We start from the raw sequence: 11,847 nt of genomic DNA on the forward strand, positions 1-11,847 counted from the left end.
AGGCGCCCTCGTCAACGAAGGGAGAATACATGTCCGCTCCACGTCTGCGCATGTACAGCGCGCCGCCCTCGCAAGTCGTGCTCGCCTTGAACCACCTGCGCGACAAGACCGGGATCCCCACCGAGTTTTCCGACGAGGCGCAGCACGAAGCTGACCTTGCGGCCTCCCATTGGCATTCCAGCGGCGTTGAGCGCTTCATTGCCGAGGGTGCCCGCGACGCGCGTGACATCCCGTTCGTCACCATCGACCCGCATGGTTCCCGTGATCTGGATCAGGCTGTGGCGTGTGTGCGACTGGACGGTGACGATGACGGCGAGCGCAGCGCCTCGCGGGCAGGGCGAGCCACCTTTCGCGTTTACTATGCGATCGCCTCACTGGCAACATTCGTGTGGCCTGACGGGGCGTTGGACCATGCTGTGCGTGAGCGTGGATCAACCGTATACGCGCCCGATGAGGTCACGCCATTGCATCCGGATGTGTTGTGCCATGATGCTGCCTCACTTATTCCGGATGCGGATCGCCCCTCGTGCCTGTGGACCATTGACCTGGACGATGACGGCAACGTGGTGAAAGCGAACGTGGAGCGGGCTGTGATCCGTTCGCGGGCACAACTGGACTACGACGGTGTTCAGCGCGCAGTCGACGGCAAGGGCGACCTGCCTGATGTGGTTCCAGCTGACTTTATTGACAACTTGGCTCACGTCGGTCAGGCTCGTGAGCAGCGTGAAATCGAACGCGGCGGTATTTCGATGAACGCGCCTGAGCAGGAAATTGAGGAGCGCGACGACGGCCAGTTCGAGTTGACGTACCGCGCGACGCTGCCCGTTGAAGAATGGAATGCTCAGATCTCGCTTCTGACCGGCATGTGTGCGGCTGACATGATGCGCCGGGCAGGGATCGGTATTTTGCGTGTCATGCCGCCTGCAACCGACCGTGACATTACCCGCCTGCGGCGCGTGGCCGAGGCACTGGATCTGGAATGGCCTGTTGAACAGACCTATCCCGACTTTGTGCGATCGCTCGATTCGGCCGAGCCGGCTCACGCGGCGTTTATGAGCCAGGCGCGCACACTGTTCCGCGGCGCGGGGTACACGGCGTTTGACCGGGGGGCACCCACCGGTGATGAAGCGATCCACGGAGCGATCGCTGCGCCGTATGCGCATGTGACCGCACCGCTTCGCCGTTTGGTGGACCGCTACGGTGAGGAAGTGTGCCTGTCGATTTGCGCCGGTGTTGACGTGCCGACGTGGGTACGTGACCGTTTGCCTGAGTTGCCCACCATCATGGCTCAGACGACTCAGAAAGTGCGCACCGTTGAAAACGGAGCGGTTGCCGCGCTGGAGGCGATGGTGCTGGCTGGTCATGAAGGCGAGCTGTTTGATGCGGTGGTCACCAGTGTGAACAAGGAGCGGGCAGAGATCATCGTGTCGGATCCGGCTGTGATTTCACGCGTCGATATTCAGGGAATCGAGGATGCTCCTTCCTTGGCTGGCAAGCGCGTGCAGGTCAGGCTCGAGAAGGTCGACCCTGCCGCTCCGTCGGTGGAGTTCGCCCTCGCCATCGATGGGTCTGAGGCCGATCGGCGCTGACGGTGCCGCTAGGGTGTGCCCTCGCTGACGGTGCCCATAGAAATGCCCTCGTTGCCGAATGACAGTCAGCTGTGGTTGTGCCGGTGCGCGCGGCGCCCGCGGCCACCCTCGTCAATCAAAAACCAGACCCTGGAGCCGTCGACATTGCGTAGATCAGTGCGCTTGCCTGCGCTGCCAGCCCTTCGCCGCGTCCAGTAAACCCGAGCCCGTCGGTCGTGGTGGCCGATACGGATACAGGGGCGCCGACGATATCTGACAATGTACGTTCGGCTTCCTTCAGGCGCGATGCCATTCGCGGGCGGTTACCGACCACCTGCAGGCTCACATTCGCAACGGCGAAACCGGCCTGCGTGACCATCCGCAGGACCTCTGTGAGGAATGCGCGCCCTGATGCGCCCTTCCACTCGGGGCGGTCCGTGCCGAAGTTGGATCCCATGTCGCCCAGGTGTGCGGCCGACAGGAGTGCATCACAGATGGCATGCGCCGCCACGTCTCCATCAGAGTGCCCTGCCAGCACTGGCTCACCTGGCCATTCCATGCACGCCAGCATCAAGACGTCGGTATGCGGCTGCTCGTTGCCACTTCCGTGAATATGTTGGGTGTCGGTTGCGCGCGCTTGCTGAGCGTCACTGGTCTGTCCTCGCTGGCTATCATTTCTGCGCACCTGCGAGCTTTCTGCAGCCTGTCCCGGCTGGCTGCCGCCAGGGTGCGGATTCTCAGCGAACGCGTGAACGTCAATGGCGTGGCCGATGCGGAATGGGTACGCTTGTGGCGCCTGCGCGTTGCCTGCTGCCGCGTTGCTTGCTGCGGCGTTGCGAGAATAATTGGTCCGGTGCGCGGTGCTCATAAGGTCAGCTTAGTATCCACCCTCGCCCGCGGGATGAGTTGCAGCCGTCACGAGGTATGGGCGGTGCCGGTCGTTTGCCCTTCCGCCCTGGCGCCAGCGCATACTCTGGATTTAACTTCGCCGGGTGCACATACTCGTGAAATTGGGCCTTCCACGTGCACATACCCCTAGATTTAAACCCTCCGCGTGCACATACCCCTAAAAAGTCATGTAAAAATGCACAATCCCCTAGATTTAACGCGTGAGGCTCGAGGCCGCCGGAAGCTACTGACGGCTGACCTGCGGAAATAGGTTTTGTCCTTTTGGGGTGCCGACTTTAGCTAGGGGTATGTGCAATTTTCGCGTTAAATCTAGGGGAATGTGCATCAAGACCGTGAAGATTTAGGGGAATGTGCAACGCAGGCACGAAGATCTAGGGTGTTGTGTTGCATCGGCGGCTGATTTGTCGGATGAGCGCACGAGAAAAGGGGTCGCGGAGACGCAGGGAGAAGAGCAAAGCGCGACACGACGCGCGAAAAAGCGGGTGTATGCCCGCTGCTGAGGAGAGCTGCACTATCCGGGCGGTGCTGAGGAAAACTGGCGATTGGCGGAACTGCTGAAGAGAACCTTGCGTGCGTACGCCCGCTCCATGTGGAGGCGAATTTCAGCCACGATGCGTTCAGGCGAGCGCAGATCCTTCCACACAAAACGCAAGACGGTGAAACCTGCGGCCTCAAGCTTTTTCTGGCGGTATTGCTGAGCCTCCAAGCTTGCGAATATGTCGTCAGCATCAGTTCCGTGTTTCGAACGCCCATCAAATTCGATGGCGATACGAAGGTCTGGAATTCCAAAATCTGTGAAGAACGTGTAGCCGTCATGCAGCACTTTCATCTGCGTGCAGACCTCCGTGATGCCACCTTCGCGCATGATCCATAGCAAGTGTCGTTCTGCAACGGATTCACACGCGGCGTCTGCACCCTCGATGATGTGCGAAAGGTGTTTCTTGTTACGAGTCCGTTCAGGCAATTTGCGTGCGAGTAAAAGTAGATCTTTGCGGACTGCATCTTCTCGCTTTCGAGACATGTCGTATTCCCGCCGGTCGAAGCGAGAAAGGATGCGCAGAACTCCACACATGACGACGTAGCCATTCGTCGTATCGTCTAGAACTCCAGTTGAAATAGCGGCGTCTTTCAGTGAACAGCAACGAATCCCATGAGGAAATGTGACCGGTTCGCTTAACAGCTGCCGGTGATGTCTACGCACGGTTATCGCTGGGATAACGTCGTTTTCAGACAGCTGGACCGGGGGCAGAAAACTTGTCGATGTGGTCGAATTCAGGGGCGCTGGATGCAAGAGATCGATTGTTGTCAGCGAGGAGAGAGTGCTGATGCCGTGGACGACGCATGCGGCTTGGCCAATTACGATGCATTTGCTGTGTCGGTAGCACGTGAGAATCCATGCTCGCGCCCGATTAATGAAATTGATAACTGCCCACTTGTCGGGTAGCTCCTCCAGTATGTATCGAGCAACGTAGAAACCCTTTCCCAAAGCAATGAGATTCATCGAGGTGGCTTTTTCTCGCGAGATGCGTCTGTCGCGAGATGATCGGATCAGGATCTTGTCAAAGTCGAATGCAACAGCAGGCATCGGTGCTCCTCTGGTTTGGACTGCGTACCCAAGTGAGATGTGGTTGCAATGGTCAGATATACGGTTGCAGTGGTCAGGATAGAATTCGCTCTCGCACACAAATAGGTCGAGGCGACTGTCTGTGGATGGCGGGCTGCGCAGGGTGGGGCGTGGATGAAGTCAGATAGGGCCAGAGACTTGACGGGCGCGGGCAGCCCCATTGCGCGTGGGTTGCAGCGCGTCGGCGGAAGAGGGGCCGGTGGCGCATATGGCAACCCTCGGGCGGGCGCGGATCGCAGGGCGAAGATGAGGAATGCGCGCGCGGCGCATTACGATAAGAGGCATGACGCTGTATCTGCACGATTCGAAAAAGGCCGCACTGGCTCCGCTGGAGCCTGTCCACCCCGGACACGTCGGGATTTACCTGTGCGGTGCTACCGTGCAGGGGTCTCCGCACATCGGACACCTGCGCAGTGCGGTCGCCTTCGACACGCTGATCCGCTGGCTGCGCCGCAACGGCACGCAGGTAACCTACATTCGCAACATCACCGACATTGATGACAAGATCCTCGCCAAATCAGCTGAAGCAGGAGTGCAGTGGTGGGCGTGGGCGTCTCGATTCGAGCGCGAATTTGCCGATGCGTATGCGACCCTCGGCGTGCTGCCACCCACCTTTGAGCCGCGTGCTACTGCCCACATCCCTGACCAGATCGCGCTGGTGGAGCGCCTGATTGAACGTGGACATGCGTACGCGGACGGCCAGGGCAATGTGTATTTCGACGTCCATTCGCAAGAAGATTACGGCTCGCTGACCCGTCAGAAACTGGACGATATGCGTTCCACGGAAGATGACGCGCAGATTGACGCGGATGTCGAGGCAGGCAAACGCGATTCCCGCGACTTCGCCTTGTGGAAGGCTGCCAAACCCAGCGAACCAGCCACCGCCTCGTGGGATTCCCCGTGGGGACGAGGGCGGCCGGGTTGGCACCTGGAATGCTCGGCCATGTCGAAGCGCTACCTGGGCGAAGAATTCGACATCCACGGGGGCGGCATCGACCTTCGATTCCCGCACCACGAAAACGAGCAGGCACAGTCACATGGAGCCGGATGGGGATTTGCCCGCATGTGGGTCCACAATGCCTGGGTCACCATTAAGGGTGAGAAAATGGCGAAATCCGTGGGCAATGTTCTGTCAGTCGACGCGTTGACGCAGCAGGCACCCGCTCTGGCTGTGCGCTGGGCACTGTCAACAGTGCATTACCGTTCAGCCTTGGAGTGGGGACCCGACACGTTGCCGGCGGCTCAGGCGGCATCTGAAAAGTTCATCACCTTTGCACTCAAGAGTGCGGAAGCTGCAGGCGAAGCAACCGCCGAAGAACTGCAGCTGGGGGAGAAAGACCTGCCTGAAGGGTTCGTCAACGCTTTGAACGATGACCTGAACGTTGCCGGCGCCCTCGCCGTGATTTACGAACACCTCAAAGCCGGCAACCAGGCCCTGGCCAGCGGCGACACGGAGGCAACTCACCGCGAACACGTCCTCGTGCGATCCATGCTGGATCTGCTGGGCGTGGATCCCCTGTCAGATCAGTGGAAGGCCACCACTCGCGGGGCAACTGGAGCAACGACAGGCACGAACGGCAGCGGATCAAACGGCGCGATGGACGCCCTCGACAATCTTGTGACCGGTATTGTGAACGAGCGTGCGCAAGCCCGAGCAGATAAAGACTGGGCGCGAGCCGACCAGCTGCGAGACACGCTGACCGAAGCCGGCATCACGGTGGAGGACGGCAAAGACGGCGCGACCTGGCACCTGGCAGCCGACTAAAACCTCCCACCGCGCATACCAACTCTCGGCAGGACAGCCCGGTCGGCACAGCTGAGACGGCAAGACTTAGATGGCACTCAGGGCATCGCACTCCGGGTTCACACAGCGACGCCGGCGCCTAGCGGCACAAATGTGGTAAGGATCCACGAAAATGCACTCGAATGTGGGGCGGGCCGTACGATAAAGTGAAGGACTTGCACGGCGCGAATCGCCACATCACCAGGTGAGGCGGCTGGAAGCATCCATTGAGCACCTCACGTAGCATCCGTATGTGCAGCCGTGCTCAAGCCCGCGATCAGCATAAGAAGGCAGGAGTCAACAGATGGCAAGTAATTACGGTCGACGTGGAGCCATCCGCAAACCTAACTCCAAGAAGGGGCCACGCGTAGGAACCGGCGGCCATTCACGCCGGGGTCTGGAGGGTAAGGGCCCCACTCCGAAAGCTGAGGATCGCGTCTACCACGCCGCCCACAAGCGCAAAGTTGCCCGTGAAAAGCGTGAGCAACAGGAAGCAGCGCTGGCACGTGCCCGCTCCAGGACCTCTATCAAGATTCCCGAAGGCCACGAGCTGATCTGTGGGCGTAACCCCGTTGCCGAAGCAGCTCAGGCAGGCGTGCCGATTCTGCGCGTCTTCATTTCACCGACCACAACGGCCGATGAGCGACTCGAATCCGTGATCCGCACGGCATCCTCTCTGGGAGCGCCGGTGATTGAAGTGACCAGGCGTGACCTGGACGTTGCAACGGATGGTGCCGTGCATCAGGGAGTAGCTGCCGAGGTGGACGCCTACGAATATGCGGATGCAGACGAACTGCTTGGTGACCTGCTTCAGCAGAGTGAGCCGCCCATGGTGGTGGCACTTGACCAGGTGACGGACCCGCACAATCTGGGTGCGACTTTGCGTGCTGCTGGCGCATTTGGCGCGGGAGGCGTGGTGATTCCGCAGCGCCGCTCGGCAGGTGTGAACGCCACCGTGTGGAAGGTGTCCGCTGGTGCAGCCGCGCGCGTCCCGGTTGCGCAGGTGTCCAACCTTGTACAGTTTCTGCGTGCCGCCAAAAAGGCCGGGTACTTCGTGATCGGATTGGACGGCGGGGGTGACCAGTCGATCCGGCGCCTGCCCTTGTCGACCGAGCCACTGGTTATTGTCACGGGTGCGGAAGGGGCTGGACTGTCACGCCTGGTGCGCGACACCTGCGACCAGATCGTGTCGATTCCGATCAGCTCCACCGTTGAGTCTTTGAACGCGTCGGTTGCCACAGGCATAGCGTTGTACGAGGTGGCGGCCACGCGCGCCGACGCTCGCTGACAGGTACGCCGGGTATTTCCCGGCGCGCTGCCCGCACGAACTGGACACTGGTGATGAGAATGCGCCAATGGCGATAGACTGGACGGTGGTGTTTCAGCCAGGTGACCGTGAGACACCCTCGTCCATCAAGAAGACAGGCGAGCCACCAAGTAGGGGAGCATAACCGAATGCCAGCCGTGATCGTTTTGGGCGCACAATGGGGCGACGAAGGGAAGGGCAAGGCCACTGACCAGCTGGGTCAGCGCACCGACGTCGTCGTCAAGTTCAACGGTGGGAACAACGCCGGCCATACCGTCGTCGTCGACGGAGAAAAGTACGCGCTGCACCTGCTGCCCGCAGGTATCCTGTCCAAAGGTGTCACACCGCTGATTGGCAACGGCGTGGTGGTCGACCTGAGCGTTCTTTTCGATGAGATGGAACAGATCAGCGCTCGCGGTGTGGACTGCTCGAAACTGAAGATTTCGGCGGCCGCGCACATCATCCCGCCTTACAACCGCCTGGTGGACAACGCCAGTGAGAAGTTGCTGGGCGACAAGCAGATCGGCACCACTGGCCGAGGCATCGGGCCGACATATGCGGACAAGATGAACCGTATTGGCATCCGCATTCAGGATCTGTTCGATCCGCCGACCCTTGAGCAGAAGGTGCGCAGCGCCCTGGCTCAGAAGAACCCGCTACTTGAATCTGTTGGTATGGAAACGCTCGATCCGGAGAAGGTCACGCGCGAACTGCTGTCGTACGCTGACCGCGTGCGCCCCATGGTGGTAGATGCGTCGTTGCTGGTCAACGATGCTTTGGATGAAGGCAAGACCGTCTTGTTTGAGGGTGGCCAGGCCACAATGCTCGACATCGATCATGGAACCTACCCGTTTGTGACCTCATCAAATCCGACGGCCGGTGGCGCACTGACCGGAACAGGTGTCGGGCCTACCCGCATCGACCGTGTGGTGGGTGTTGCCAAGGCGTACACGACGCGCGTAGGTGAAGGGCCTTTCCCAACGGAGCTTACTGACGAAGTCGGTGATGAACTGCGTAAACGCGGCGGCGAATTCGGTGTGACGACGGGGCGGCCGCGTCGTACTGGATGGTTCGATGCTGTGGTCGTGCGCTACGCTTCGCGCGTCAACGGGTTGACTGACCTGTGCTTGACGAAACTGGACGTCCTGACCGGATATGACACGATTCCGGTGTGCGTGGCCTATGAGGTGAACGGGCAGCGTTTGGATGAGATGCCAATGAATCAGTCAGACTTCGAGGCTGCAACACCCATCTATGAAGAGATGCCCGGATGGAGTGACGACATCTCCGGCGTGCGCACCTTCGAGGACCTGCCTCAAAAGGCTCAGGAGTACGTGCTGCGCCTGGAGGAGCTGTCCAAGTGCCGCATCTCCTCGATCGGTGTGGGAGCAGGACGCGAAGCCATCATTGTGCGCCACGCGCTCTGATCTGCAGTCGGTGCGCGCAGCTTGAATGTCGACGAGGCTGCGCGCCCCTGCGCCGAGCTGCCGCTCAGCTTTGATGGAGTTGGAGCTCAGCTTTGCTCGGAGCTTCCGCTTAGCTGTGTTCCGAGCCGGCGCTCAGCACTCCGTTGTCAATGGTGTAGGTCGTATCGGTCGCGCTCAGAGCCTGTTGGTCGTGCGTGACCATGATGACCGCTGCGCCTGTCGCGGCACTGTCGCGCAATAGCTCAAGTACCAGCGCCGTGCTGTCCGCATCAAGATCGCCGGTCGGTTCGTCAGCAATGATGATCGCAGGGGAGTTAATGACTGCGCGCGCAACGCTGGCCCGCCGCAGTTCTCCACCTGACAGTTCCGAGGGGTAGGCGTCAGCAAGTGGCGCAATATCCATCCGCTCCAGCAGTTCGCGGCCGCGCTCTTCAAGGCCGGCCAGGTCTGCCTCGCCGGCGATCTCTCCAGGCAGCAGAACATTGTCGAGGATGTTCAGGCTGGGAAGCAGTGAGTGGTGCTGCGTAATGAAACCGAGCGTGCGCGCCCGAAGATTGCATAGCTCATGGTCACTGAGGTGCGAGACTGCTTTGTTGTCAATAAGAACAACACCCGATGTGGGAGCCAACAGGCCAGCGATCAGATTTAACAGCGTGGTCTTCCCATTGCCGCTCCGGCCGACAATCGCAATGAACTCACCGGCATCGACCGTCAGGTTCACATGATCAACCGCCGCGAACACTGTGCCGCGTCGCGTGAATTCCCGGGTGAGGTCCCGAGTGGTCACGAGTGTCATTACTGCCCCCTCTGGAAAGTCGTATACGTCTCGGCTCGCGACAACTTCCATGCTGACAGGCTTGAGGCTGCCATACCGACGAGGGCGGCTGCCAACACGCTCCCCACTGCCAGACCCAACACTTGCGCGATGCTGATCTGAAGATAGGGCAGTGCCAGGGCGTCTGTAATCAGCGTGCTGTATGGGAAAACGACGAGGGAAGCCAGGCCGATTCCGATCACACCGCCAGCCAGGCCGATCAGCGCTGATTCAGTGAGGTACACGCGAATGAGGTAAGACTTGCGCATTCCCATGATGCGCAGTGAGGCAAATTCTTTCTTCCGCTCATTGACCGAGGTTAAGAACACAGCGAACAGCACGATCGCGCCCAGCACCCATACCGCGCCCACGAATGCGTAGGCATATCCCGTGATCACGTTCAGGTGAGCTTTGGTGGTCGCCGTAATTCCTCCGGGATAGACGAAGCCGAGGCTTCCCATCCCCGTCGCCTTGGTGATGTTGTCTGCCACCTCGTGCGGGTCGACTCCATCTTTGACTGTGAGCAGGACGGCGGAGATCGCATTGCCCGCATGTTCTTCCGGAATGGCCGGATGGCCCACTTCCGCCGAGTACTTCACGACTTGAGGAACGGTTGCCGGATTGACGAACACTGAGCTGTCCAATGAGGTGCCGGTGGGTGCGAGCTGTGCTGCGACAGGGAAGTGGTGGCCGAAAAGTTTGATGTCACCGTTTGCAGACACTTTGATCTTCGAGCCTGCAATGACGTCACCGTCAGCAAGCTGTTTGTCGTATTGCGAGGACACCCAAGGCTCAATAATGAAATCGGTCTGTGGATTGAAACCGATGATCTGAACCTGGTCGTCACAGCAACTTGCCGTCAACGACGCAATATAAGTCTGCGCGGTGAGCTTTTCGATCCCGTTGGCCTTGGCCACCAACTCGGCGATGTTGTTGATGAAGTAGAAGGTGGAGGAACCGGTATTGGTCAGCAGTGCTTCCGCCTGCGGACGGGAAACCTGAGGAACAACCATGAGGTCGGCACCCATGCGTTCCTGCATACTCGCCAGACCGGTCTTAAGGTTGAACGACAAGACGGTACCGCCGAAGAAGGTACCGGACAGAACGCTGACGATGAATATGAGCGCGAAGGTGCGCAGTGGTCTGCTCGATAAGTTCTTCAGCGGTAGCCGTCGCAGTAGGTTGTGATGTGTCACGGTCTGCCTGCAGAACTTACTTCTGTGAGGCGGGTGCGATTGTCATGACGCGACTGTTCACGTACACCACAACCACCGCGTAGACAATGGTCAGGATGCCCAGAACCATCAGCGTGGGGACCATGATCATGTTGCAGTGCATGTCGGCCTTCATGCATCCGCCAATGAGAACCTTGACGATGGTGATAGTCAAAGCGCCGTTGAGGCCAGCTGCAATTGCCAGTCCTGTCTGGATGCGGGTGTCAACGAAGAACGCAATGACGCCGATGACTGCGATAACCAGACCGATGCCGAGGGCGGCCTGAGCTGACCAGTGACACTTCATGAAGTGCCCATCTTCCGTCGGAGGGCATGGCTGCGCGAAAGTCTTGGGCGCGAATGCGATGAGAAGTCCCAGAATGATTGCTGGAATCGATGAGATCAGTTTGTTTGTCATGATAACCCTTTCACAGGTGCTCGACGACCCCTCTGCCGGATCAGTCCGTCTCTCAAGAAACGCTGTTATTATGACAGCGTAAAATAAGAAAGGCAAACCTTACCTAAGCGGTGAGGAGTGGATGGAAACCGCAGAATAGCGCCAACGGCGAGAGCGCAGGAGGTGTGGACCTGTGGTGCGAACCGTTAAAAAGTGAGCAAGGCGACGTGAAAGGGCCTCGAACTAAGCCATCTTTCTATCTCGTACGGTGAGCTGCTGTGCCCGGCGCTCAACCGGCTGTCAGTGCCTGGTGGTCAGATCCTCATCGAACCGCATTGATAATCGACGTCACTGTTTCATGGATCGCTTCGGCGCTTACTGGTTCGCCTGCGCTGGTGAAGTAGATTCCCAACACGAGGTTGGAGTACGCGATACGAGTAAACGTATACGTCTCATGTGGATCAGGATCGGCAAGATCAGCCGTGAAGGTGACGTACTGCGCGCCGCTGACCCTGCCGTCCTCTCTGAAGTCCAGGCCGGTGACCGCCGCATCAATTGCCTCACCATCGCATCCTTTCCGATTTCTCTCCAAGTGGAGATCGTAGAATTCCTGCGCGTTGGCCTTACTGGGGAAGATTGACAGCTCAATGAAGGCCACAGAAGTCACTCCCTCAATCAATGACGTGTGACTCATGTAATCCGGTGACGACAGGCTGTCAAAAAGCTTCTAGCATTGAGTGCTCTTGAACTGCAGCGGCTCAACGTCGGTATAGCGGATGGGGCCCTCGACTTCATCAACGGGGCC

Annotated in this window: 10 protein-coding genes; 4 read left to right on the top strand and 6 right to left on the bottom strand. The window is 59.3% G+C overall.

The genetic code is table 11. The features are described 5' to 3' along the window. Positions 1-29: 29 nt before the first annotated feature. Complete coding sequence (locus tag HMPREF2975_RS11425; protein ID WP_070728096.1) at positions 30-1,589, top strand: RNB domain-containing ribonuclease; 1,560 nt, start codon at positions 30-32, stop codon at positions 1,587-1,589. A 115-nt stretch (positions 1,590-1,704) separates the two neighbouring features. On the opposite strand, the gene ispF is transcribed toward HMPREF2975_RS11425, so the two are convergent. Continuing rightward, the gene (gene ispF, locus HMPREF2975_RS11430; protein ID WP_070728279.1) at positions 1,705-2,181 is read right to left on the bottom strand and encodes a 2-C-methyl-D-erythritol 2,4-cyclodiphosphate synthase; all 477 of its coding nucleotides are present in this window, start codon (positions 2,179-2,181) and stop codon (positions 1,705-1,707) included. A gap of 807 nt (positions 2,182-2,988) precedes the next feature. Then, entirely contained in the window at positions 2,989-3,498 is a 510-nt protein-coding gene (locus tag HMPREF2975_RS12660; RefSeq protein ID WP_193600057.1) for an endonuclease domain-containing protein, read from the bottom strand. Positions 3,499-4,384: 886 nt separating this feature from the next. On the opposite strand from HMPREF2975_RS12660, the gene cysS reads away from it, so the two are divergent. The 3 genes from cysS (at position 4,385) to HMPREF2975_RS11450 (ending at position 8,617) form a co-directional block, all read left to right on the top strand. Next, complete coding sequence (cysS, locus tag HMPREF2975_RS11440) at positions 4,385-5,866, top strand: cysteine--tRNA ligase (protein WP_070728102.1); 1,482 nt, start codon at positions 4,385-4,387, stop codon at positions 5,864-5,866. A gap of 322 nt (positions 5,867-6,188) precedes the next feature. Continuing rightward, on the top strand, positions 6,189-7,172 hold the full coding sequence (rlmB, locus tag HMPREF2975_RS11445; protein WP_070728104.1) for a 23S rRNA (guanosine(2251)-2'-O)-methyltransferase RlmB: 984 nt from the start codon (positions 6,189-6,191) through the stop codon (positions 7,170-7,172). 167 nt (positions 7,173-7,339) lie between these two features. Then, the gene (locus HMPREF2975_RS11450; RefSeq protein ID WP_070728108.1) at positions 7,340-8,617 is read left to right on the top strand and encodes an adenylosuccinate synthase; all 1,278 of its coding nucleotides are present in this window, start codon (positions 7,340-7,342) and stop codon (positions 8,615-8,617) included. A gap of 109 nt (positions 8,618-8,726) precedes the next feature. On the opposite strand, the gene HMPREF2975_RS11455 is transcribed toward HMPREF2975_RS11450, so the two are convergent. The 4 genes from HMPREF2975_RS11455 to HMPREF2975_RS11470 form a co-directional block, all read right to left on the bottom strand. Then, positions 8,727-9,413, bottom strand: coding sequence for an ABC transporter ATP-binding protein (locus HMPREF2975_RS11455; RefSeq protein WP_058237754.1), 687 nt, complete (start codon positions 9,411-9,413; stop codon positions 8,727-8,729). Further along, positions 9,413-10,627 carry an ABC transporter permease gene (locus HMPREF2975_RS11460; RefSeq protein ID WP_070728111.1) on the bottom strand — a complete coding sequence of 405 codons (1,215 nt, stop codon included), beginning with the start codon at positions 10,625-10,627 and terminating at the stop codon, positions 9,413-9,415. The genes HMPREF2975_RS11455 and HMPREF2975_RS11460 overlap by 1 nt, the downstream gene beginning before the upstream one ends. 16 nt (positions 10,628-10,643) lie before the next feature. Further along, a complete protein-coding gene (locus tag HMPREF2975_RS11465; protein ID WP_070728114.1) occupies positions 10,644-11,063 on the bottom strand; it encodes a DUF4418 family protein in 420 nt (139 codons plus the stop codon). Positions 11,064-11,364: 301 nt separating this feature from the next. Continuing rightward, positions 11,365-11,709 carry a hypothetical protein gene (locus HMPREF2975_RS11470; RefSeq protein WP_141757428.1) on the bottom strand — a complete coding sequence of 115 codons (345 nt, stop codon included), beginning with the start codon at positions 11,707-11,709 and terminating at the stop codon, positions 11,365-11,367. Positions 11,710-11,847: the final 138 nt, after the last annotated feature.

The sequence above is a fragment of the Actinomyces sp. HMSC065F12 genome (assembly GCF_001814535.1).
Lineage (GTDB): Bacteria > Actinomycetota > Actinomycetes > Actinomycetales > Actinomycetaceae > Pauljensenia > Pauljensenia radingae_A.